General features: G+C 67.6%; 14 protein-coding genes. 5 read left to right on the top strand and 9 right to left on the bottom strand.

Annotation, left to right across the window (positions count from 1 at the left end; genetic code table 11):
• Positions 1 to 22: 22 nt before the first annotated feature.
• Complete coding sequence (locus tag RIE32_13415; GenBank protein ID MEQ9097248.1) at positions 23 to 790, top strand: hypothetical protein; 768 nt, start codon at positions 23 to 25, stop codon at positions 788 to 790.
• Here RIE32_13415 and RIE32_13410 read toward each other — a convergent pair.
• Entirely contained in the window at positions 782 to 1,924 is a 1,143-nt protein-coding gene (locus RIE32_13410; GenBank protein MEQ9097247.1) for a hypothetical protein, read from the bottom strand. The two genes, RIE32_13415 and RIE32_13410, sit on opposite strands and share 9 nt — an antisense overlap.
• Positions 1,921 to 2,520 (bottom strand): sigma-70 family RNA polymerase sigma factor, encoded by a 600-nt coding sequence (locus tag RIE32_13405; protein MEQ9097246.1) that lies wholly within the window; start codon positions 2,518 to 2,520, stop codon positions 1,921 to 1,923. Before RIE32_13405 ends, RIE32_13410 begins: the two co-directional genes overlap by 4 nt.
• Positions 2,521 to 2,882: 362 nt before the next feature.
• Here RIE32_13405 and RIE32_13400 point away from each other — a divergent pair, with 362 nt between their 5' ends.
• The gene (locus tag RIE32_13400) at positions 2,883 to 3,722 is read left to right on the top strand and encodes a GC-type dockerin domain-anchored protein (GenBank protein ID MEQ9097245.1); all 840 of its coding nucleotides are present in this window, start codon (positions 2,883 to 2,885) and stop codon (positions 3,720 to 3,722) included.
• A gap of 186 nt (positions 3,723 to 3,908) precedes the next feature.
• Positions 3,909 to 5,396: a leucyl aminopeptidase family protein gene (locus RIE32_13395; protein MEQ9097244.1), complete on the top strand. Its 1,488-nt coding sequence runs from the start codon at positions 3,909 to 3,911 to the stop codon at positions 5,394 to 5,396.
• Positions 5,397 to 5,403: 7 nt separating this feature from the next.
• On the opposite strand, the gene RIE32_13390 is transcribed toward RIE32_13395, so the two are convergent.
• The 5 genes from RIE32_13390 to RIE32_13370 all read right to left on the bottom strand — a co-directional run bounded on the left by RIE32_13390 (position 5,404) and on the right by RIE32_13370 (position 12,617).
• Positions 5,404 to 7,449 carry a hypothetical protein gene (locus RIE32_13390; GenBank protein ID MEQ9097243.1) on the bottom strand — a complete coding sequence of 682 codons (2,046 nt, stop codon included), beginning with the start codon at positions 7,447 to 7,449 and terminating at the stop codon, positions 5,404 to 5,406.
• A complete protein-coding gene (locus RIE32_13385) occupies positions 7,443 to 9,650 on the bottom strand; it encodes a PqqD family peptide modification chaperone (GenBank protein MEQ9097242.1) in 2,208 nt (735 codons plus the stop codon). The genes RIE32_13390 and RIE32_13385 overlap by 7 nt, the downstream gene beginning before the upstream one ends.
• A gap of 9 nt (positions 9,651 to 9,659) precedes the next feature.
• Positions 9,660 to 11,627 carry a GAF domain-containing protein gene (locus RIE32_13380; GenBank protein ID MEQ9097241.1) on the bottom strand — a complete coding sequence of 656 codons (1,968 nt, stop codon included), beginning with the start codon at positions 11,625 to 11,627 and terminating at the stop codon, positions 9,660 to 9,662.
• Between the two features lie 85 nt (positions 11,628 to 11,712).
• Positions 11,713 to 12,057: a DUF3467 domain-containing protein gene (locus RIE32_13375; GenBank protein ID MEQ9097240.1), complete on the bottom strand. Its 345-nt coding sequence runs from the start codon at positions 12,055 to 12,057 to the stop codon at positions 11,713 to 11,715.
• Positions 12,058 to 12,425: 368 nt separating this feature from the next.
• The gene (locus tag RIE32_13370; GenBank protein ID MEQ9097239.1) at positions 12,426 to 12,617 is read right to left on the bottom strand and encodes a hypothetical protein; all 192 of its coding nucleotides are present in this window, start codon (positions 12,615 to 12,617) and stop codon (positions 12,426 to 12,428) included.
• A 184-nt stretch (positions 12,618 to 12,801) separates the two neighbouring features.
• On the opposite strand from RIE32_13370, the gene RIE32_13365 reads away from it, so the two are divergent.
• Both RIE32_13365 and RIE32_13360 read left to right on the top strand, forming a co-directional pair.
• Positions 12,802 to 14,187 (top strand): hypothetical protein, encoded by a 1,386-nt coding sequence (locus tag RIE32_13365; GenBank protein MEQ9097238.1) that lies wholly within the window; start codon positions 12,802 to 12,804, stop codon positions 14,185 to 14,187.
• Between the two features lie 30 nt (positions 14,188 to 14,217).
• Positions 14,218 to 16,389 carry a CocE/NonD family hydrolase gene (locus RIE32_13360; protein MEQ9097237.1) on the top strand — a complete coding sequence of 724 codons (2,172 nt, stop codon included), beginning with the start codon at positions 14,218 to 14,220 and terminating at the stop codon, positions 16,387 to 16,389.
• A gap of 108 nt (positions 16,390 to 16,497) precedes the next feature.
• Here RIE32_13360 and RIE32_13355 read toward each other — a convergent pair whose 3' ends face one another.
• Both RIE32_13355 and RIE32_13350 read right to left on the bottom strand, forming a co-directional pair.
• The gene (locus RIE32_13355; GenBank protein ID MEQ9097236.1) at positions 16,498 to 17,244 is read right to left on the bottom strand and encodes a hypothetical protein; all 747 of its coding nucleotides are present in this window, start codon (positions 17,242 to 17,244) and stop codon (positions 16,498 to 16,500) included.
• Positions 17,245 to 17,699: 455 nt separating this feature from the next.
• A complete protein-coding gene (locus RIE32_13350; GenBank protein MEQ9097235.1) occupies positions 17,700 to 22,853 on the bottom strand; it encodes a DUF6531 domain-containing protein in 5,154 nt (1,717 codons plus the stop codon).
• Between the last annotated feature and the right edge of the window lie 705 nt (positions 22,854 to 23,558).

The following is a 23,558-nucleotide window of genomic DNA, read 5'->3' as shown; positions in this document are numbered from 1 at the left end:
CACCCGCCTACAACTGAGGCCCATGCGAGTCTTCTGGATCTTCTCGTTGCCTCGGAGCGGCTCCTCGGTCACGGCCTATGCCGCGGCGCACGCCTTGGACTGCCCTGTTGCGGACGAGCCCCTGGGCCCGTGGGATCGTACGGGCGAGCCCTACAACTACCCGGCAAGCCAGGCGGAACTGGTCAAGGCGCACCTGGCGGGGCAGTGCATGCTCGAAGATCCAACGACCATTGCGCTGGCCGCACGCGTCCTGCGAGAGATTGCCGGCGGGTCCGACACGCTGGTCGTGAAGCATCCGCACCTGCGGCCGCCGCCCGAGCAATTTCGACGTGCGTTCCCGGATCACCACGCCGTCTGGCTCGCTCGAAACCCACTCACACGCCTGAATAGCCTGTTCGCCCGCGGCTGGACCAACGCCCTGAGGCCGAATTACGAGTTGGAGCACTACAAGGCATTCGCCGCCAACTGGGCAGCGTCGCAATCGCCGCTCACGTTCGAGCTCTTTCGAACAAAGCCCGACAGGTTCTTCGCCAAGCTCTTCAAGGCATGGGGGCTGCGAAGGGACGCGGACCGAGTCGCCCGGGCCGTGGCATATTGCAAAGGGCACTACCACGGTTCATCCAAGGAACTCGAGGACCGGACGCCCGAGTCAGCGCCTAGTGAGCAGTCTCGTGCCCTGCCCGAAGAGGCGATCCGAATCTACCTGTCCGACCCGCAGATATTGAAGATGATGAAGCGCAATCGTTGGCCCAGGAAGCCGGAAGCCTACCTGGATCAACCGTTATCGTGATTCCACGAACCGCACGGGGATGGCTGCCCAGGGCCGCCAGGTCGCTGGATCATGATCCCACCAAAGCAGAGTTTCATCGGCCACGGGCGCCGCAATTTCGCCCGTGCCCGGCAGCGGTTGCTCGAGTTCCTCAAACCGGATTTGCTCGCCCATGTGGCCAAGGCTCTCGAGCAACTCGAGCACGGCTTCGGGCGAGGTCGCGGTTTCGGCAACGGTCACCAGTGGCGTCGCGGCCATGACGACCTCGATCTGGCCAAGCGGACCGCGTGCCGCAGAGAGCAAGGTGTCTCCGGCAGATTCCTGGCCGGGAAGGCGGGCATGGTCCGGGGTCGACAGGGCCGCCACGAGTTCTGGACGAGCGTCTCGCAATCGCCAGGAAGCATCGATCGGCCGCGCCGTGATCCGTGCCGCGGCGTCCAGAGATGCCTGGGCGTCCCGGGCACCAATGACGATCATCAGCCGCCCCTCTCGGGCCAACTCAAAGGCTTGTTCGAACGGCATGTCGAAACGTGCCTTCAGGATCTCACTCGCGGATGGCGTGTGCTCGCGTGGGCTAACAGCGGGAATCGACGGAACCGCGGCAGCGTACGAGGGCGGATCAACGATCGGCGCGACGTCTGGAGCAGGCGCCTCGTCGTCTGGTTCTTCAAGGGCGAGGGTCGAGCCTGGCTGCGGCGCAGGGTTCGCAGCCAGGAACGGATAAAGCTGCCACGCCCCGAACACCAACGCCAGACCTGCGGCGACCGCCATGGCGGGCTTGAACCACCTCGGCATGGCGGAGAAAGAAAACGCCTCGTCATCCGCCATGCCTGCACCCGCACGCGGACCATGGCTTGCCAGGTCAGACAAATCCAGCAATGCCTGCCGTTCGTGTTCTTCCAGAACGGCCTCGGCAACCGATCGTGGCGGTGCGGGCGTTTCGAGCGACCCCAAGGCAGCTCGATCGACACGCATGGCGTCCAGGAGCGACGCAAGCCGCGCGTCGCGATTCCGCGCATCGACCACGCGAGCGATGCTCGAACCAGGCGCCGCCGTGGCAATCTGGCCGGCATCCGCCTCGATCCAGTCAAGCAGGTCCGATTGCGAAACGTCAACGGGCAGATCGCGATCAGGATGGAAACCCGCAGGCATCATGCACGTCCCTCCCGCCCGGTGTGCGGTTGGTCGATCGATCGAGACGTTGCAGCTTCCACGGCCTCACGCAGAGCCAGCCTGGCGCGGAACAGCCGGCTCTTGATCGTTCCAACTGGTACTCCGAGTACTTCGGCCAACTGCTCGTACTCCAATCCCTGCACATCTCGCAACACCAGCACGACACGGTGTTCTGCCTGGAGACCATCGAGCGCCGCAGCAACCTGGCGCCGTCGAAGGCCCGCATCGACAGATTCGTCTCCAGATTGGACGCGTGAACGGCCTTGAGGTTCCCCGTCCTCGGGCCACGGCACACGGCCGCGGGAGCGGACGTTATCGGAACGTATCCTGGAGTAACACGCATTGGTCGCGATCCGATGGAGCCAGGTGCCCAGCGAAGAGCGGCCGTCGAATCGCTCCAGACCCGTCAGGGCCTTGACCAGAGTTTCCTGGGTGAGTTCTTCGGCATCGTCCCGGTTGCCCAGCAAGCGAAGGCACAGGGTGTAGATGCGTCGCTGGTAGCGTTCCACGATCTCCGTGGCCGCTCCGCCATCCCCGGCTTTGGCCCGTTCGATGAGCTGGGTCTCGTCGTCTGGCACGCCCGCATTGCCCCTCATGCTGCCCCTGAGCCCAATCCGCGGATCGGTTGAGTGTAGTCGACGGCTGCGAACACACCCCTACGAGATTATTTTGGTCTTATTCGGGTTATCACGTATTGATTGTTAAGCAATATTGTGGAAACTGTGCAATGGTTACGGGACACTTTGTTCCGCCGTGGGGAGTCAGCCAGATGTCGGTACGGTTGCCGAACACCGCGAGTCCATAAAGGGGCCGAGGCGCGTGATTGCGCGCCGACTTCGGAACGCTGGCGCTGCCCGCCCAGCGTCTCGGAAGGTCAGGCCTCGGTGGCCGCGAGTGCTGGTCGAGACCTTGCGGAGACACGATGAAGGGGAGGTTCGCTATGCGAACTGTGCTGTCTATTGCTCTTGCCTGCGGCATCGCCGCACCCGCGCTCGCCCAGACCACGCTCATCGACGACGGATTCGAGGACTATGCCGTTGGTTCCGCCGTCGCCGGACAGGGCGGCTGGGACTTGTGGCCGGGCGGGGCCGATGCCTTCGTGAGCGACGTCGAAGCCGCCTCGGGCTCGAACTCGTTCCTCGCCGACCAGTTCGAGACCGACGTCATCTACCGGATGCGTGACGGGAGCGGCACGCCCATCGCGACCAGCGGCCAGTGGACGTTCTCCTGCCAGACCTACATGTCTTCGGCCGCCATCGGCGATTTCTACGTCATCATCCTGAACCAGTTCAATGACGCCGATCCCGGTAGCAGCAACTGGTCCATGCAGGTTCGCCTGGGCACGATCGACCTTACCGTCGAGAGCCAGTTCGACGGAAACACGACCGACCTGATCCTGGACGAGTGGGTCGAACTCCGGGCCGAGATCGACCTGGATGCCGACACGTTCGACATCTACTACAACGGCGTCGCGTTCGCTGAAGACCTGATCTGGAGCGAGAACGTCTCGGGTGGCGGTCTGACGCAGATCGACGTGCTCGACCTCTACGCGCCCAACGCCAACCCGACGTACATCGACGACGTCAAGCTCGTCGAGGCCGATGGCGGTGGCTGTCGGGCCGATCTCGACGGCGATGGGTCGCTGACGATCTTCGACTTCCTGACCTTCCAAAACCTCTTCGATGCGGGCGATCCGCTTGCCGATTTCGACGGCGACGGCGCCCTGACCATCTTCGACTTCCTGACCTTCCAGAACGAGTTCGATGCCGGCTGCGGCTAAGCGTTTCGTGGTTCGTACCCGTTCCAGCAACGGACGGGTGAAGTCCTGACAGGCTTCCTTTCTCGGGTGCGGACGTGCGACCTCTTCGTGGGCCGCACGTCCGCTTTTGCGTGCGGCTCGTCCGCACCCCTACACTGACGCCCTTCAGACAACCCCCGCCGCACCAGCCAAGAGGAGCCTGCGACCATGTTCGATTCCGTCACCGTCAAGAAGTCCGGCCAGGCCGAGGCCATCGTCGTGGGCATCATGAAGGGCAAGGGCCTGGGCGCCGGGGCGAAGAAGCTGGACGCGGATGGCACGCTGGCGGCGGCCGCCAAGCGCCCCGAGGCCACGGGCGAACTCGGATCGATCGCGGCGGCGTTCCCCAAGGGCAAGCCGGCGACGCGCGTGCTGCTGCTCGGCCTCGGCGACGCCAAGGACCTCACCATCGACGGCCTTCGCAACGCCGTCGCCGCGGCGGGCCGCCAGCTCTCGGCCGCCAAGGTCACCGGCGTGGCCTTCGAGCTCGACGACGCCATCGCCGCGGCCAAGCTCGACGAGAACGACGCCTTCACCGCCGTGGGCGAGAGCCTGGGCCTGCTCAGCTGGCGTTGCGAGACCTTCCGCGGCACGGCCAATCCCTCGAGCGCCAAGCCGAAGCTCGCCATCATCGAGTCCAAGGCCGCGCGCACGAAAGCCCTCCAGCTCGGCCTCGGGCTCGCCGAGGGCGCGAACTTTGCCCGCACGCTCAGCCAGACCCCGCCCAACGTCGCCACGCCCGCGTGGATGTTCGCCGAGGCCAAAAAGCTCACCAAGCACGGCCTGAAAGTCACGGCGCTCAAGGGCGACGCCCTCAAGCGCGAGAAGATGGAAGGGCTCATCAACGTCGGCAAGGCCAGCGAGAACGAGCCCCACCTGATCCGCATCGAGTACACGCCCGCGGGGGCCGCGTCCAAGACCAAGGCCAAGCCCATCGTCCTCGTCGGCAAGACCATGACCTACGACTCGGGTGGCCTCTCGATCAAGGTCGGCGGCGGCATGGTGGGCATGAAGCGCGACAAGGACGGCGGCTGCGGGGTCATGGGCGCCATGCTGGCCATCGCCAAGACGATCAAGCCCAAGGTCCCCGTCGTCGCGCTGCTCTGCTCGGCCGAGAACGCCATCAGCGACGAGGCCTACCGCCCCGACGACGTCCTGACCTTCCGCAACGGCGTCACGGTGGAAGTGACCAACACCGACGCCGAGGGCCGCCTGGTCCTGGCCGACGGCCTGTGCTACGCCTGCGACAAGGAGAAGCCCGCCGCCATCGTCGACGTCGCCACGCTGACGGGTGGTGTTGTCGTTGCGCTCGGCTCGACGTTCGCCGGCATGTGGTGCGACGACACGAAGCTGCGCGAGAAGGTCCAGGCCGCCAGCGACGCCAGCGGCGAGCGCGTCTGGCGTCTGCCCCTCCACCGCGAATACCGCGACATGATGAAGAGCCCCATCGCCGACATCATCAACAGCAACCCCAACCGCAAGGCCCACCCCATCCAGGGCGCCGCCTTCCTCAGCTACTTCGTCGACGAGACCATCCCCTGGTGCCACCTGGACATCGCCGGCACCCACGCGGTCGAGGGCGACGAGGGCCCCTACATCAAGGGCCCAACGGGCTTCAGCGCCCGCCTGCTGGCGCGCCTGGCGCAGCAATGGTGATGTACGCCTACCGGCTCTGCTGGTGGAAGGCCAGGTCGATCCACGCGTCGATGCGGCCGGCCTCCTCGCGGATGAGCATCCAGCGGCGCGTCGCGGCGGCCTGGGCCTGGCGGACCAGCAGCCGGGTCAGGGGCCCGCGGAGCGCGGGCGGGGCCACCCGGGCCAGCCAGCGCAGCGGCTTGAGGCCGTAGCGCACGAGCATCTCGTCCTCGAGGCTCACGAACGCTGCGGCGCGGCCGACGTCGCCCTGCCGACCGCTGCGCCCGAAGAGCTGGCGGTCGATGCGGCGCTCGTGGTGCCGCTCGACGGCGAGCACGAGCAAGCCCCCTGCCTGGCGCGCGGCGGCGTCGAGCTTGATGTCGGTGCCGCGGCCGGCCATGCTCGTGGCCACGGTGATGGCGCCCGCGTTGCCGGCGGCCTGGACGATGGCGGCCTCCTCGGCCTCGTGCCTGGCGTTGAGCACCTTGCATGGCAGGCCGCCCTCGGCCAGCAGGGCGGCCAGGCGCTCCGAGTCGCTGACCGAGCGCGTGCCGACGAGGACGGGCTGGCCGCGCGCATGGGCCGCTCGCGTGGCCTGTGCCACCGCATCGAACTTGGACCGCTGGTCGTCGAAGGTGCGGTCGCGCTCTTCGATCCGCACGACGGGTCGGTGCGTGGGCACGCGCACGACCCGCAGCCCGTAGGTGCGCCACAGCTCGGGGGCCACCTCCCAGCCCGTCCCGGTCATGCCGGCCAGCGACTGGTAGCGGGCGAAGTAGCGCTGGTAGCTGACGCGGGCGGCGGTGTGGCGACGCTCGCTGGGCTCGAGCCCTTCCTTCACCTCGACGGCCTGGTGCAGGCCCAGCTGCCACTGGCGGCCCTCGAGCACGCGGCCGGTCGAGCGATCGACGATGACCACCTCGCGCTGGCCCTTGGTGTTCTGGCGGACGATGTAGTCGTCGTCGCGCCGATGCAGCACCAGGGCCGACAGCGCCTGCACGACCAGCTCCTCGCGCCGGCGCGGCCCGGCCCAGAAGGCGGGGAGGCGGCGCGCTTCGTCCTGCACCAGCTCGGCCAATCGCTGGCGGCCCGCCTTGGTCAGCGACACCCGGTGCGTCCGGACGTCGGCCACGTAATGGCGATCGGGGTCCAGGGCCCGAGCGAGCTCGATGCCCGCGGCGTATCGCTCGGCGGCATCGGCGCCGACGCCCTCGCCGGCGGGCAACGCGATGATCGCCGGCGTCGCGGCTTCGTCGATCAGGACGCTGTCGGCCTCGTCGATGATGGCCGCGTGCAACCCGCGCTGGACGACCTCGCCCGTCCAGGCCCCCGCGTCGTCGGCATGCGTCACGGCGTCGAGCACGCTCGAGGTCACGCTCGGTGAGAGCGGCTGCGCCAAGCGATCGCGGAGGAAATCGAAGATGAACTGCTTGTCGGCCCCGTAGGTGACGTCAAGGTCGTACTGGGCGCGACGGTCGGCCTTCTTCATGCCGTCCTGCAGGACGCCCACGCGAAGGCCCAGCCGGGCATACGCGCTCTCGCACAACTGGGCGTCCCGGCGGGCGAGGTAGTCGTTCACGGTCGCCACGTGCACGCCGCGGCCGGTCCAGCCCGCCAGCGCCGCGGGCAGGATCGCCGTCAGCGTCTTGCCCTCGCCGGTTGCCATCTCTGCGATGGCGCCGCCACGAAGGACCAGGGCCCCCATCACCTGCTCTGGGTACAGCGTCAAGCCGGTCGTGCGGCGGACCGCTTCGACGCCGACGGCGTAGGCCTCGCGGAGCGCGTCGCCCTGCAGGCTGGATCGCTCGCGCGCGACGCGATGGGCGTGCTGGCGAACCGCTTCGACGCGCTGGTCCAGGGCCGCCTCGCTCAGATCGCTCATCGCTCCCGCGGTCTCGATGATGGCGCTGGCCAGCGTGCGTTCCTGCTGGTTGACGCGTCGGCGGACGACGCGGCCCTGCAGACCGGCGGCGATGCGATCGAGGCCCTCCAGCGGCTCATCGCGGCGTTCGCCGTGCGCCAGCGCGGGCCACAGGCGTTCGGCTCGCGGCGTATTGGCGGCGGCGCCTACCACCAGCTGCGACCCTCAAAGAACTGCGTCGCCCGCCGCCACCATCGCGCACCCAGCGGCCGACGTGGACCTTCCAATCGCACCGATGCCCGCACGCCCGGGGCGGCGGCGGCCGAAACGTCGGCCATCGCCAGATCGACCACGAAGCTGGGCGTCAGGGCGACGCTGCGATCGGTCTGGCGCGGATCGGTCGTGATGCCACCCCCCGATTGGGCCGCGAGCGCGGCGCTGCTCAGCTCCTTGGAGCCAAGCGGAGCGATGCGCTCCACGCCCGCCTCGATGACGCGCCCCGGCTCGCTCGCCAGGCGGACCTGCGCCTGGACGTCTGATCGATCCTGGCCACGGAACACGAACGCGTGGTCACGGTCAGCCACCATGGCCCGTACCAGCAGATCGTCTTCGCTCACCACCATGCCCAGCGCGGTGCCCCTTGGCACGAAGCTGCCGATCATGGCCCGAAGGTCGGTCGAGGTCTGGCCGCTCATGGGCGAGACGACGCCCGAGACCGGCGCCACGACTTCGAGGTTGGCCAGGCGGCGTTCCAGCCGGGCGACCTGCGAATCCACGAGCGTGACCGCCTGGCGGAACTCTTCCTGCTCGGATGGCGGACGCTGGAGCGATGCACGAAACTGCGTGCGTGCCTGCTCCTGTCGGGCACGCAGCGCATCCAGTTCGGCACGCAGGGCGGGATTCTCCAGCCGCGCCACCAACTGGCCCTCCGCGACCGCATCGCCCGGATCGACCAGCAACTCGGCGAGCACGCCGCCCTCGAGCGTCCGCAGGCCGCCCATCCGGGCAGGCTCGACGGTGGCCACGGCGTACGTGGGCGTGGGCAACGGGATGAGCAGGATTGGCCCCAGCACCAGCGCCAATACCGCGAACGTCACCGCCAGGGCGCGGCCCCGATGGCCCTCGAGCTTGGGATCGCTGATCAGGAAGCCGGTGGTCTTGACGACCGGGTAGACCAGCCAGATGGCGCCCATCGCCACCGCAAGCGCCACGCCCAGCGTCAGGTACTTGCTGGCGATGACCAGCAGGATCGCGACCGCGACGAAGATGCGATACGGCATCGCGAGCATGCCGTAGATCGCCAGCAGCCACCCCTCGCCGAGCGAACGAATGGCCGGGCCCCGTGCCGCCTTGATGCCAAATGCGTACCGCTGGATGAGATACTTGAGCATCTCCCGTGATCGCTGGGCCAGGTTGGGCGTGCCGGTCAAATCGCTGAGGACGTAGTAGCCGTCATACCGCAGCAGCGGATTAAGATTGAACACGAACGTGCTGACGCCCGAGACCAGCATGACCTGATAGGCAATGCTCTGGAGGATGGGATCCCCACCCACCGCCCAGTAGATCGCGCACGCCGCGGCGATCACGGTCTCGGCCAGCACGCCCGCAAGCGAGACGCACACCCGGGGCCAGACCCGGGCGAACCGCCACGCGCTGCTGGCCTCGCAGTATGGCAGCGGCAGCACGTATGCGATCATGATCACGCCGATCTCGGTGCTGCGACCTCCAAACGCCTTGCACGCCATGGCGTGCCCAAGCTCGTGGACGATGCGAAGACCCAGGAAGATCAACCCAAGCGTCACGAGCGTCGTGGGCGCGAGCTGCGCAACCGAATTGAGCGCATCGCCAAAGCGATCCGCATTGGCGATCACGAGCGACAATGCCACGAAGACCAGCAGCACCCAGAGCACGCCAGCGGTCGGGCTGAAGAGGGCCCGGCAGAGCTTTTCGTGCCGCCTGAGGAATGGCTCGGGGTTCACGATGGGCACGTGGGGGAACATCCACTTTCCCGTTCGCTTCTGCGTGCGCTGCCGCCGGGCCTTGCTCAGCCGTTGCTCGAGCATCTCCGCATCGAGCGCGCTCTCGCCGAGGACCAACCCGAACAGTTGCAAACGGCTGAGCAGGTCGATGACCTCGCGCTGCGTGGGCGCCGGGTCGCCCAATTGGTCGTTGCACGCTTCCCACGCCTGGTCGACGGTGGTCTTGCCGTCGAGCATGCCAAGGAAGAAGTGGGCACTCTCGCTGACGCGGTAGAACTGCCCGCTGGCCGGATCTTCGACGACGTAGGCGATCGACGGGCCGAAGTGCTGTCGCACCACGCGGGCATGGGCGCTCAGGCGCGGCGTCGTCGGGCCCACGCGATACCAGAGGTCGCTGAACGTCGAAGCGATGTCACGCCCGCGCTGGCCGGCCATGGCGCCCTCCTACCACCACCAGGCCATCTGGGCCCGGTCGATGAGTGGTCGAGCCAGCCGAACCAGCGGCGTGGTCCAGCCGTCATGCAGCCGAGCCCGGCCGGTCATGCCGGGCTTGAGCCACGAGGGCGAATCCCCGTCGATCTCCGCCTCGACCAGGTAGACGTTGCCGCCGCTGATCGCTTCGGCCTGCGGATTCACGCGCACCAGCCGCAGGGGGAGCCGCTGCTCGGGCCGCGCGCGAGGGGCAAACGTGCCGTCCGGCTCGTCGGCGGCACTTTCCAACCGGCGCTGGGCCGCGGCGATGTCGCGCTCGGGGATGCGCAGCACCACCACGTTCTCGTCGCCGACGATCCGCAGCAGGGGCGTGTCCGGCGCGATCGGCGCGTCGAGCCAGGGCTCCAGGTCAGAGCCAGCCACGCGGCCGTCGATGGGCGCCGTGATGCGGGCCTTGTCGATCTCGTACTGCAGCAGGCCGATCTGGGCCTCGAGCTCGCGCAACCGCTCGCTGAGCACCTGCGCCTGCTCCATGCGGCCTCGCGAGAGCTCCGACTCGCGCTGCGTGCGCTGGGCCGCATACTGGGCTTGGAGCTGGGCCAGCGTCGCCTCGCGCTCGGTCGTGTCCATCCGCGCCAGCAGTTGACCCGCCGTGACCGCATCGCCCGGCTTGACACCCACCCACGCCAGATAGCCCTGGTACGGCGGGGTCAGGGCCCGCTGGCCGGCGGCCTTGGTCTCGGCCTGCGCGCTCACGCGGTCTGGAATCGGCAAGGCCGCCAGAACCACGAACACGAGGATTGCCAGAACCCCCACCAGCTTGGCCAGGGTGTGTCGCGGGCCCACGATCGCCGAACCAAGATCCAGGACCCGATCACGAACGACGGCCAGGATGCCTCGATCGGCCAGGCGACGCGTCCACACCGCCGGACCAATGAACTCGGCCACCAATCGCAGCAGGCCCAAGGAGCCCGTGGGAAAAGGGTCGTCCGCATCGCGCTCGAGCACGGCCACGCCAACTAGGTCACCGTCGACGCGGAGCGGCAGGCTCACGATGCTGGATGGCCCGAAGCTGCGCGACAGCTCGCCGTGAGCGCGCACGACGCGGCGCTCTGCGGGCGCCAGGTCATCGCCTTGGGGGTACACCACCTCAATGTCCTGGTCGGCGCACTCGTCCATGGCCGCCTCGAGCGCTTCCACGGCCGGATTGCGACGATCGATCGTGTCGGCGCCGCTGATGGCGATGGCGCGGATGTCGTGGCCTTGCACCAGCCCGACCGAGACGCGCGAGCAGCCAAAGCGTCGCCGCAGCTCGTCGCAGAACAGGCTGGCCATGCTCCTGGCCGATGCGCCCCGCTGGGCGGCGTCGAGCATTTCCAGCGTTTCGCGCAGGCGGGCGGTCCGCTCGGCCTCGGCCAGCGCCCGCTGGCTCCAGAGGAATCCCTCGAAGCCCTCGGCCGCGGCGAGCAGCGCGCGCTCGCCCATCGCCGCGGGTTGCTCGTGGATCGGGCTGAGCACGACGCACGCGCCCTCGGCCTGGCCGAGCGCCACGAGCGGCACCGCCGTCGCCCGGTGCGTCGCCTGGGGCTGGTAGAGCGCGCCCCCGCCCACCGTGACGCTCTCGGTGAGCGCCTGGGCGGCCCCCTGCTGCTGCGCCAGGTCGGCGGCGCGGTCGGCCAGCTTGGAAAGCCGCGCAAGCAACTGGGCGTCGGCCCGGAGTTGCTCGGCCAATCGCTCGCCCGAGGGCGCGCGCAGCGCCGCCAGCCCGCCGGCGCGCTGCTGGCCGGGCTTGATGAACGCCAGCCCCGCCTGGGCGCGCGACAGCGCGCACAGACGGTCGAGCAGCCCCTCGAGGTAGTCGCTCAGCGCCTCTTGGGCGCTGGGCGCACCCGGGCCGGCGCCCGCGGCGGCGGGCGAGCCGCCGGGCGAAGACCTGCCGGGGAGCGACGGATTGGACGATGCGGACGTCGAGGCGCTCATGCGGTCGCCGGGCCTCCGGGGAGGCGCCGCCGGCACGTGCAAGCGTGCCGGGCGGAACCTCGCTGTTGTTGGGACGTGCGCCCTCTTACTCGCTCAGGCGGGGGCCGTCGCCGGCCTCGCTGCCCGGGCCGGGCTGGGGCTGGCCGCGGTTGATCTGGATCTCGCCGTTGCGCTCCTCGTACTGGCGGACCATCTGGCCCATCGAGATGGCCAGACGCTTCGCGCCGGCCCAGTTGGTCACGATGCGGCTGCCGACGCTGAAGTTCAGCACTGGCTTGCCGTCGTTGCCCTGCATGGGCAGGTTCATGCCGAAGTCCAGCACGACCTCGTCCTGGGTGGTGCTGCTGCGGATGGTGTTGGCGTAGGTGGTCTGCATCTTGCTCTCGTCGATGCGGAGCTGGACCTGCTGCTGCTGGGGGTTCTCGGCCATGGAAGTGGGTTCCTTTCGAAAGGGCTCGTGCGCTCCAAACGGAGCCGCCAGGCCGGCTACGTCGCGGCCGGGGATCAAGGATCGGGTTCTGTCGAGCGGTGCGCCGGGTGGCATCCCGTCAGGGCGCCCGGACGTCCCGGACTCCGCTGGGCCGCAAGTCTATTGGTGCCAACCCGGGTTGTCATGCCCGGCGGCATACCTATTGGTGCGGCCGGCCCCTGCTTGCGGGGTGGCCCCTGCTGGGGGCTCAGGGGGCTCGGGGCCTCGCATCCGTTCCCGGTACGTTCGGCAGCGGGCCGGGGTTTCCGGCTTGGGGCCAGAATCTGCCAGGGCTGCGTCCCCGCAGAGCTCAGGAGGGCCGATCGGGCCTAGGGCTCGACGTGGCGTCGATTCTCTGGCCGGGGTACCTCGACGACCCGGGTGGGCGAAGCGGCGTTGGGGCCCCGTGCAGCATTGTCCCTGCGCCGGCGACGCATCTGCTCTGCCTCTTGGGCGTTCAGCGGTGCTCGCGAGGCGCCCAGCATCAGCAGCAACCAGCCCTTGAATGGCACGCGTCCCATGTTCGCAAGAATACGCCCAATTGGCAGCACTATTCGCGCGCCGCGGAGGAACTGAACCTGAATAACGCTTCATCAAGGTGACCGGCTCCAAGGGGCTCTCTAGCGTGAATTCGGAACCTGCCGGGGCCATGCTCTCTTGCCCACGCTCGAGGGCGCCCCCTGCCCGAGAGCCGGGAGCATTGCCATGGAGCCGCACGGCCACATCCGAAACCTGTTCGTTCTTGGCGATGACGCCTTCAACGAGGAGCACCAGCTCCGCCCGCTCAGCGAGGCGTACGGATACAACTACCACACGCTGACGACGTGGAACGCCAGCCAGGTCGAGCAGCGCCCGCCGCTGGAGACGCTCCGCCTCGCCCGCGAGCGATTGCGCGCCTTCGATGGCTCGATCGATGGCGTCATCACCTTCTTCGACTTTCCCGTGTCGATCATTGCGCCGATGCTGTGCCGCGAGTTCCGCCTGCCGGCGCCCAGCGTCGAGGCGGTGCTCAACTGCGAGCACAAGTACCTCAGCCGCCGCCTGCAACGCGAGGCGGCCCCCGACGTGGTGCCCGCGTTCGCCAGGATCGATCCCCGCGACGATGCGAACGCCATCTGGAGAGGCGTGCAGGCCGAGGGACTCGATCCCCCCTTCTGGATCAAGCCGTGCAAGGCGTTCCTGGGCATGCTGGCCTTCCGCATCGAGACCCTGGAGGACTTGGAAGAAGCCCTGGAAGAAATCCGCGAGAACGTGGGCCGCTTCGCCGGGCCGCTCGAAGACCTGCTGGGCGAGATGGGCGTCGACATGCCCGAGGGGCTCGACCACGGCACGGCCGCCCGCCTCTTCATCGCCGAGGAGGACATCGCCGCGCCGATGGCGTGCACGGTCGAGGGGCATCGATTCGAGGGCCAGACGCGGCTGCACGGCGTGGTCGACTCGTACCGCTACCCCGATACCAGCGTGTTCTATCGCTACCAGTATCCATCGAAGCTGCCTTCGCGCGTCTGCCAGCGCATGCGCGATGCGTCGGCCGCGGTGCTCGAGCGTTTCGGCTACGAGGGCGGGGCGTTCAACGTCGAGTTCTTCTGGGATCCCGAATCGGATCGGCTCGCGCTGCTGGAGGTCAACCCGCGCATCAGCCAGAGCCACGCGCCCCAGTTCCGAATGGTCGACGGCGACGCCAACATGAAGGTCATCACCGACCTGGCGCTCGGACAGAAGCCCACCATGGGCCAGGGCCAAGGCGAGCACGCGATGGCCGCCAAGTTCATGCTGCGCAGCTTCGCCAGGGACGGCGTGGTGACACGCTCGCCCGGCCGGGCCGAGATCGCCGCGGTGGAGCGGCAGTTCCCCGGCACGCTGGTGCTGCCGACGGTCAGCTTCGGCCACCGGCTGAGCGAGCAGCACGAGGCGGACAGCTACAGCTGGCTGCTGGCCGAGGTCTACATGGGCGGCCGCAACGAGGAGGAACTGCTCACCGGCTTCGCTCGCGCCGCCGGCATGCTGGACTTCCACATCGACGGTCGGCCGGTCCGCGTGTCCGAAGCGCGCGAGTTGCTCAGCGAGGAGGGCACCAGCGCAAAGTGCTGATCGTGCGCCCCAACACCGAAGGAGGGAGCTTTGCCGAAACAGCAGACCGAAGGCGACGTGGCCACGCGTCCGGCCGCAGACCACACCGACGACACCGGCCACACCGGCTACACGAGTAATGCAGACGTCGACCACCGCGACCCCGTCACGCCGGTGGACCTGGCCGAACTGCCCCGGCCTATCCGCACCATCGAGCACGCCTGGATCCCCATGCCCGACGGCACGCGCCTGGCGGCCACGATCTGGCTGCCCAGGGATGCCGAGGACGAGCCCGTGCCGGCGATCCTCGAATACATCCCCTACCGCCGCCGCGACGGCACGGTGACGCGCGACACCATGACGCATCCCTACGTCGCCGCGCATGGCTACGCGTGCGTGCGGGTGGACATCCGCGGCAGCGGCGACAGCGAGGGCGTGCTGACCGACGAGTACACCCAGCAGGAACTCGACGACGGCGTCGAGATCCTCAAGTGGCTCGAGCAGCGGCCCTGGTGCGACGGCAACTGCGGCATGATCGGCATCAGCTGGGGCGGGTTCAACGGGCTGCAGATCGCCGCCATGCGACCGAAGCAGCTCAAGGCCGTGATCAGCCTGTGCTCGACCGATGACCGCTACGCCGACGACGTGCACTACATGGGCGGGTGCATGCTGGGCGACAACCTGAGCTGGGCGTCGGTCATGTTCGGCTACATCACCCAGCCGCCCGACCCCGACATCGTCGGCGAGCGTTGGCGCGACATGTGGCTGGAGCGGCTGGAGGGCGCGAGGCCCTGGCTGGTCGAGTGGCTGCGCCACCAGCACCGCGACGGCTACTGGAAGCACGGCAGCATCTGCGAGGACTACTCGCAGGTCCAGGTCCCGGTGATGGCCGTGAGCGGCTGGTCGGACGCCTACTCCAACGCGGTCTTCCGCCTGGTCAAGAGCCTGCCCGAGGGGGTGCCGCGGCAGGGGCTCGTTGGCCCGTGGAGCCACAAGTACCCGCACTTCGGGCTTCCCGGCCCGGCCATCGACTTCCTGAACGAGTGCCTGCGCTGGTGGGACACGTACTTGAAGGGCATCGACACGGGCATCGACAACGAGCCGACGCTGCGGGCGTACTTGCAGGAATCGACGCCACCGGATACCGGGCACGCCTTCCGCCCGGGCCGCTGGGTGGGCGAGCCGAGCTGGCCCAGCCCGAACGTCACGCTGCGGCCCGTGCCATTGGCCACCGGCGAGCCGGGCCTCAAGCTCAACGCCGATGCGTCGGTGGACGAGGGCGACGAGCGGCGCGAGGGCGTGCGCTCCATCCAGTCGCCGGCCTCGCACGGCTACTTCGGCGGCAAGTGGTGCAGCGAGGCGGCCCCGCCCGACCTGCCCGACGACCAGCGCGAGGAGGACGGTGGCTCGCTGAACTTCGACACGCCCCCCCTGGCCGAGCCGCTGGACCTGCTCGGCCCGCCGATTGCCGACCTGACCTTGGAGGTCGACCGGCCCGTGGCGATGGCGGCCGTGCGCCTGGGCGACGTGCTGCCCGACGGCCGCGTGACGCGCGTGTCCTTCGGCCTGCTGAACCTCAACCACAAGGACGGCCACGAGCATCCGGTCATGCTCGAGCCGGGCACGAAGTACCGCGTGCCCATCCGCATGCGCGACATCGGCCACACGGTGCTGCCCGGGCACCGGCTGCGCCTCTCGATCTCCAGCAGCTACTGGCCGCTGGCCTGGCTGCCGCCCCGGCCGGCCACCATCACCGTGCACCTGGGCGAGAGCCACCTGCTGCTGCCCGTGCGCCACGCTCGAGAGGACGAACCGCACGTCACCTTCGACCGCCCCGTGGGCGCCGAGCCGATCCGGGCCGAGCAGGTGGAATCGACCGAGCACAGCTGGAAGGTCGTGCGCGACATGGGCCGGGCCACGAGCGAGCTGCAGGTGCGCAAGGGCTCGGGCACGGTGTACTGGCCCCACATCGACCTGACCCGCAGCAGCGTCGCCAGCGAGCGATACTTCGTCGACCACACCGACATCCACAGCGCCCGCGGCGAGGTGCGCTGGACGCACGGCTTCCGGCGTGGCGCGTGGGATTGCCGCTGCGAGACGCGCACCGTGCTGACCGCCGACGCCGACAACTTCTACGTCCACGCGACGCTGGACGCCTACGAGGACGACGAGCGGGTGTTCTGCCGGTCGTGGACCGAGCGGATCGCGCGGCGGATGGTGTAGGGGGGGGCTTCTCGCCCCGTGCGCACGAACGCGGCACGCGTGGGCGTCCCCGCGCGTGCCGTCGCGTTGCGTATGCGGTTTGAGGCGGGCGTGATTGACCCGGCCGTCTTACCCGGCCTTCTCGGCGCCCTTGGCGGTCTGGGCGTCCTTGAGCGCCTGGGCGTCTTCGATGGTGACGCCCGCGGCGCTGGTCGCGCCGCTGCCGCCGGTGCCGTAGAAGAAGCCCTTGTCCTCGCTCCAATCGCTGAGCACGCCATTGGTGAGCTTGGTGCGGACGCGGTAGCGGACCGACGCGACCCCGTTGGGCACGCTGGTGTCGGTCCAGGTCTTCTCGCTGACGGTATCGGCGTAGGTCCACACGCCGGGCTCCTGGCCGATGGCCCGCAGCTGGCGCTGGATGATGAAGACCGAGCCCTGGCCCTTGTTGGCCTCGAAGGTCAGCACGAGGTCGCCGAAGCTGCTCGCGCGGATCTCCAGGCCCTCGGGCACGGGCGCGGTCTCGCGGGGGGTGGGGTCCTTGGGCGGGTCCAGCTGGGCCCGCGCGTAGACGCCCATGTCTCCGGTGGCCTTGGCGTAGCCATCGATGATGTCGATGTCGCCGCCCAGGACCGAGCGGAGCGCTTCATAGGCCTCGTGCTGGAGCACGGTCTTGGCCTTCGAGGAGTCGCGGGCCGCCTTCGCGTCGTTGTACTTCTGAACAAAATCGTCCCGCAGCGCGGTCAGGTCCGCGAGTTGCTGTGCGCTGAGACCGATATCCGGTGGTCCCGCCTGGCCGCCGTTCCACAGGTCGACGCGGCTGATCAGCCACGGGACGAACTGGTCAAGGCGGCGCGGAACACGAGTTGACTGGCTCATGAGAGAAGCCTCCGAATGGCCGCGGCCGGCTCGGCCGGGGCCGGGTTGAACGCCACGGTTGGCGCAGGGGCCCCTGCACCGTGCGGAGGCCACGGGGCTAGCTTCGGCGGATTTCCCGGCCGGCATGAGGGGTGGTTTGGAGCTTTGCGCGAGAAACCCGGAGCTGGGGTGGGGTTGTGCGGGCTGGGGGGATTGGCGTGCGGGCGAGCCGCCCCGAGCGGATCCGCAGACGTCCGAACGATCGCGCGAACTTGCAAGTAACTTGCGGGCTGCTTGGACAAATGGCCTTGAACGCCCCAGAACGCCTGCTGGCCTCCGGCATCGCCGTGAATTAGTTTTTGTACATCCGCGTGGCCGGCGAGAACGTCCGCGCGCGAGCCTAGAGCACAGTAACGGGTTTCCGACGTCTCTGGCGCACGAGCGATCTGGGAACAGGACGACACTCCGAAAGACACCTAATATGGTGTCTCAACCTCAAACAATCGACCATTGCCGTTCAGGTCGGCACCCCCCAACACCCCGTCCTCACACATGTCGGTGACGTCCTGGAGACCGACCGTACCCTCGAGTGTTCCGGCTAAGCACGACCCCAACAGGTTAAAGCCCACGTCTTGGCAGCACTCCTGGAAGTACTCTTCCATGACTCCTGACAACTGAGTTCCCTGGCTGCGGCACTCCGAAACAGAGGTACCAACCATCAAGATGCACCCTTGGATCCTGACGATTTCACCCGCGTCGCTCATCACTTCGATGTCGGACAGATCGGGCCATCCTGACCCCGCGCGGATTACTTCCTGCCCACGCACTAAGTCCCACTGTTCGTCAATCATATCGAACGACGGGGTATGGGTGGCGCTTGCCATGGCGTACTCGATCGAGCCATCGATTCTGACACCTGCCCGAGGATCTGTCATAATTCCCCCAGCTGAGCCGGTAGCCAGGAACCCTGACTCAAAGTCGAAGTAGCTCGCTGATCCGACGAGATACACGCTGGCTTGGAGCGATGTGCTCACGGGCAGGAGGCTTGTGGCGTCCAGCACCTCGCCATGGTCGCCGTACTCAAGTCGTTCGATGACGAATCCAAGGTCATCGGTGGCCGCATGGGTGCGGCCGTCCTGGTCACGATGGGCATACCTCGATCCGGACGGGCTCGATGCGTGGAAAGCCATCGGAATCGAGCCGTCGCACCACGTGAAGGTCGTGGGCTGCCCGAAGGTGTCGCGTTCTTCGAGCAGGGTGTCGCCGCCGTACAGGAAGCGCGTTACAAACGGTCCGCCGGCCACGCCCGTTGCGTCGACGACCTTCTGCGTGCGTCGCCCCCCCGCGTCGTAGCTGTAGACATGGGTCTGGCCGGTCGTCTGGTCGACCAGTTCGACGAGCTGGTTCGCCGCGTTGAAGCTCAGCAGCCGGTCCGCAGCGCCCTCGTCCAGCACCGTCGTGTTGCCGTTGCGGTCGTACACACGCTCGTCGAAGGACGTCTGCGTGTATTGGTTCATCTGGTCGTCGGCCGGTTCGGGCAGCGTCGCGTCCTGGAAGTAATCGCCCGGCCGGAGCGCCGTTGCGCCAGTCACGCGTTCACGCTGGCCATTGTCATCGAGTTCGTAGCCCGTCTCGCGAAGCGTGATCGGCAGGACGATGCCCTGGGTGATGGACGAGTCGACGAGCCGCTGGGCCGAGTCAAACTCGTAGTCAAAGGATCGGTTGAGCCGCTGGTCCACGCGGCGAGTCCGGCTTTGGAGCGCGTTGCGCCGGGTCAGCCGGTCTTCGATGACCGCACCCGAACTGCTCACGGTGTGCCTTGTACGCACGATGCCACGCGACGTGGAGTCCATCGGTGGATTGGCGACGCCATCGATGCCGGCCCAGGTGTAGTCGACCCGCGTTCCGTTGCCGTTCAATCGGCGCTCGACCCGTTTGCCGATGTAGAAAAACTGCCCGACATCGACGATTCCGTCATGGATGGTCGAGAGCAGTTCGACATTGTCGTAGGCATAGTCCAGCACACGGCCGCTGGGGTAGGTGATCTGCACCATGTTGCCCACGCCGTCGAAGATGCGCGACGTTGTGAAGCCGTCGCCGGTGGTCTCGCGAGTGTTGTGGCCCAGCGAGTCGTAGAAAAACTCCACGCTCGAATCGTCGTCGATGGCCAGGCGTCGCCTGCCCTCGCCGTCATAGGCGTACTCGAGAAAGGTCAGATCGCCCGAGACGCCGGGGCCTGGCGTGATATCCGTGCGCATCGGCCGATCGTTCGCGTCATACTCTCGGTCGAAGACCGAGCCGTTGGAATCGATGGTCTGGATGGCGTTGTCGCGGAAGTCGTAGGTGGTGCTGTGCACGGTGCCGTCGGCACGGATGGTCCGCGTGACCCGGTTGAGGGCGTCGCGTTCGTAGGTCGTCCGGTTGCCCTCGTCGTCGATGTCCGCGCTCTTGTGGCCGTTGAGGTCGTACTCCATCTCGGTGGTGATCACCGAGACGATGCTGCCAGCCCCCGTGCCCGTGTCGGTCATGTCCCGCTCGGTGCGGAGCCTCAGGTTCCGGCCGTCGTAGGCGTGCCGCACCACGTTGCCCAGCGGATCGATGCTGCGGCGGAGGTTATTGCGCGAGTCGTAGCGGAATCGTGTGATGTTGCCCGCAGAATCGGTCGTCGTCACGCGTCGATCGATCGCGTCGAAGGCGTGCCTGGAGGTAAACGCTTGCGTTGCCGAGCCAAGGTCCGACAGCTCGATGGTCGTGTTGGCCACGACGTTACCCACGCCGTCCAGCTCCTTCACGAGCCGATTGCCCTTCTCGTCCGTCCACCCGATCGAGCGATACGCCGTGTCATAGTCGAGTGTCAGCGTATTGCCATTGTCGTTGGTGACCGACGCAGGCCGCTCGGTGCCGTTGTACGTCCATTCGGTGATCGAGACGCCGTCGAGCACGGCGCTACGGTCCACGCGATCGAAGTGGGCCGCCCGTCGCTGAAGCCGCCGGTTCTCACCATCGAAGACGATCGCCGCATCGGCCAGGATCACGTTGCCGTCCGGGCCGGGCACGTCGATGAGTTCGCCCTCGAGGAATTCTCGGATGGCGTTGCCGTTGGCGTCGTACGTCCAGCGACGCCGGTTCTTCATCGGGTCGGTGTAGCTCCGCAGATCGCCGAAGCCCGTGTATCGGTAGTTGTACTCGGACGAGTCGCCTTCCAGGCCTTCGCCCCGGAAGGTCAGTTGGCGGTTGCCGTCGAAGCTGAATGATGTCGAAGACTTCTCCAGAGTGCCGGGCCCGCGGACGTGCCGCCAGACGAGGTCCCGAGGCGTGTAATCGAATCGCTCGCTGTTGCCCGTTCGCGAGCCCGCGACTGCCGCGGGATGCTCGATGAGCACGCGGTTTCGGTTGGCGTCGTAGCTGTATCGCGTCGTTGCCGAGGTCGACTCGTCGATCTCCTGGGCTACCGTCAGCAGCTCGTCGAGCGTGCCGTAGGTGTACGTGGTCGAGATCACCAGATTGGCCTCGATCATGCCGTTCTCGTCGATGTTCGAGACATCGCGTCGCACGACGTTGTCGTCCCCGTCATAGATCCGATCACGGGTGTAGCGCACCGTCGTGCCGGCCAGGGTGACCTGGGGCAAGAGCGTGCGGACGACCTGGTCGAGCTGGTTGCGGACGTGGTCGGTACGGCGCCCCTCGGCATCGACCTCGCCGGCGTCATAGCCACGCGGCGTCCACAGGTGCGTGGTCGTCAGGTCGAGCCCGCCCGCATCGACGATGGTCCGCTCGCGATACCCGCGGGCCGGCCCGTCGGCGTAGTAGGCGTATTCATCCCGGCGGCGATCGACGCCGTTCTGGCTCGGGTGCACCGTGGCGATCATGCGGCCGAACGCATCGTACTCGAAGTCGTACTCGACGCCCGGCTCGCGGCCGATGGTGCGCGTTCGGTTGGCGAACGCGTCGTACTCGTGCGTCGTCGTGTTGCCCCGGAAGTCGGTGTGGCTGGTGACGAATTTGCTGCCGCAGCAGCCGCCCCCGCCGGCGAGGTAGGTGAAGCTCTCGACGCGCTCGAGTTGATCACCGCCCAGCGGACCGGGCAGAAGACGGCGCTCCAGCAGGTTGCCGCGGGCCAGCGGCGAGACGGCCACGTCGTCGTAGGTCAGCTCGGTCTCGTTCAGGTTCGGGTGCACCACCAGCGTGGGCATCGACTCGTCGTTGTAGCTCCAGCGCGTGACAAACTCGGTCTCCGGGCCACGCACGGGGGGGCCAGGCCGGTTTTCGGTGAGCGTCGTTGGTAGGTCGGGGTCGGCCAGGCCCGTGTACTCGCGGAACAGCACGCCGCGATTGTCGCCGTCGTAAAAGAGGTCCTTGACGTGGCCCTCGCGGTCGTTGAGGATCGCGTGGATCTCGGCGAAGTTGTTCTCTGGCGCAGGCTCGACGTCGACGTACACCAGGTCGATGACGTCGCCCGGGTCGCCCCAGGTCTGGCGCACGAGCCGGCCGTAGAGCAGGTCGCCGGGGCTCGTGGTCGCCGCGTACTCGTTGGCCACGCGCGTCACGCCCGAGGCGTCGGTGACCGTCAGCAGCAGGTGGTCCAGCCGCTCGTCGCCGGTGTCCTGCGTATACGTGTACGTCGTGGTCTTGCCGTCGGGAAAGTCGTTGCCCGTGGGCGTGCCCACGACGGCTGCGGTGGTCACGCTCTTGAGGTCGCCCGGGCTGCCGCCCATCTCGCCGGCTCCGTAATGGTCGTACGTCCAGCAGCGCCCCGTGAAATCGCAGATGCTGTCCAGCCGTCCGTCTGCGCCGTAGCTCAGCGTATAAACCCTGTTCAGGTCATCGCGGATGGTCTCGAGCCGTCCGGCCGCGTCGTACTCGAACGACATCGTGTTGCCGTTGCGATCGACGATCGCGCTGATCCTGCCCTCGGCGGCCGAGCCGTCCAGCGGGAGGAAGCGCCACTCGCCGCGATTGGCGAACGCGATGACGTAGCTGCCATCCGGCGATGTTCTGATCGCGCGGAAGAACTCGGGCCGGGCCCACGTGCCATCGCCCTGGGCCTCGTAGGTGTTGATGCGGCCAAAGCCGTCGTGCAGCACCAGGTCAATGCCGTCGGCCTCGAGGAAGATGTTGTACGAGAAGTCCCAGCGCACGCCCATCGCGGAATCCACGTCGCTCTGCGAGCGGTACCGGCGGGCCCACACGAAGTCGAGCACGCGGCCCTTCACGCGGAAGTCGACGACCGTCTGCCACGTCTCGCCCGAGAACGGATACACGCCGTGCACCCACTGGTCCACCTTCGGCTCGAGCATCTCAACCGGCGCGCAGCCGCCGCGCGGGCCGGGCACGGCGAAGGGCTTCTCGCCGGGCGCGTTGGGGTTGGGGTCGCCGGGAAAGGCCGGCTCGTCGCAGCCGGCGGCGAAGTTATTCTGGAAGCACAGGAAGTCGAACAGCGTCAGCGAGCCGTCGCCGTCGCAGTCGGCCGCCGGATCGCCCGAAGCGAACTGGTTCTGGAAGCACAGGAAGTCGAACAGCGTCAGCTCGCCGTCCATGTCGCAATCCGCCGGGCACACCGGCTGGGCGAAAACGCTGGACGAGCACGCGAGAACCGCGGCCACGGTGACGCAAATCAGACGAGCAAACATGTCAAAACCCCCGGATCGAGTGCGTCGCGCCCTTTTGTGTAGAACACGACTCGAGTCAACCTACCCCAAAGCTCCCTGCCCTTCAAGGGAAAAATCTGAGACCTCGCCGTCGACGCACTCAGGACAACGCAGCGTGGAGGCGCACGGCTGACTGTCGCAAGTCAAGCACTCTCCAACTCTTTACGAGAGAAATCGTCATCACTGGCTCGTGGGCGCGGTAGCTGCTGAAGCACTCAAAATTACTGCGAAAAATCTCGGGCTTTCGACATCCGCCACGAGAGGCTGCGGGTATGCCACTGCGTAGTCATGCGTAGCGAATGAAAGCTCTGCTCCATCAACGCCATGAAGGCGCCCACTTCGAAAGCGCCTTGTCTTGCTGTGCGAGGCGCGACGGCCGAGAACCCGCCAGCCGACCTCCGTCCGATACAACAACCGCCCTGACGGGGCCGCGAAAGATTCTGCGGGCTCGCAGAATGATCTTGTGGGCGTGCAGAACAGTTCTGCGCTCGCGCAGAAGTGTTTTGCACGAGTGCCCAAAGAGTTTGTGCCAGCACGGAATCAATCTGCACAAGCACAGAAGAGTTCTGCCCATGCACGGAAAGATTCCGTGCTGGCACGAACACCGTCTGCACTGGCACGGAAGAATCTTGTGCTGGCACAAACACCGCCCGTGCCGGCTCCGAAGCGTCTCGGGCTGGCACGGAA

Source organism: Phycisphaerales bacterium (assembly GCA_040221175.1).
GTDB lineage: Bacteria > Planctomycetota > Phycisphaerae > Phycisphaerales > UBA1924 > JAHCJI01.
Note: the sequence above shows the minus strand (reverse complement) of the source record. Positions and strands in the feature narration are given on the sequence as shown.

Excerpts from the sequence above, each read along its gene's own strand:
- RIE32_13355 (MEQ9097236.1), bottom strand. The coding sequence starts at position 17,244 with ATGAGCCAGTCAACTCGTGTTCCGCGCCGCCTTGACCAGTTCGTCCCG.
- RIE32_13385 (MEQ9097242.1), bottom strand. The coding sequence starts at position 9,650 with ATGGCCGGCCAGCGCGGGCGTGACATCGCTTCGACGTTCAGCGACCTC.
- RIE32_13375 (MEQ9097240.1), bottom strand. The coding sequence starts at position 12,057 with ATGGCCGAGAACCCCCAGCAGCAGCAGGTCCAGCTCCGCATCGACGAG.
- RIE32_13370 (MEQ9097239.1), bottom strand. The coding sequence starts at position 12,617 with ATGGGACGCGTGCCATTCAAGGGCTGGTTGCTGCTGATGCTGGGCGCC.
- RIE32_13365 (MEQ9097238.1), top strand. The coding sequence starts at position 12,802 with ATGGAGCCGCACGGCCACATCCGAAACCTGTTCGTTCTTGGCGATGAC.
- RIE32_13415 (MEQ9097248.1), top strand. The coding sequence starts at position 23 with ATGCGAGTCTTCTGGATCTTCTCGTTGCCTCGGAGCGGCTCCTCGGTC.
- RIE32_13410 (MEQ9097247.1), bottom strand. The coding sequence starts at position 1,924 with ATGATGCCTGCGGGTTTCCATCCTGATCGCGATCTGCCCGTTGACGTT.
- RIE32_13395 (MEQ9097244.1), top strand. The coding sequence starts at position 3,909 with ATGTTCGATTCCGTCACCGTCAAGAAGTCCGGCCAGGCCGAGGCCATC.
- RIE32_13400 (MEQ9097245.1), top strand. The coding sequence starts at position 2,883 with ATGCGAACTGTGCTGTCTATTGCTCTTGCCTGCGGCATCGCCGCACCC.
- RIE32_13380 (MEQ9097241.1), bottom strand. The coding sequence starts at position 11,627 with ATGAGCGCCTCGACGTCCGCATCGTCCAATCCGTCGCTCCCCGGCAGG.
- RIE32_13350 (MEQ9097235.1), bottom strand. The coding sequence starts at position 22,853 with ATGTTTGCTCGTCTGATTTGCGTCACCGTGGCCGCGGTTCTCGCGTGC.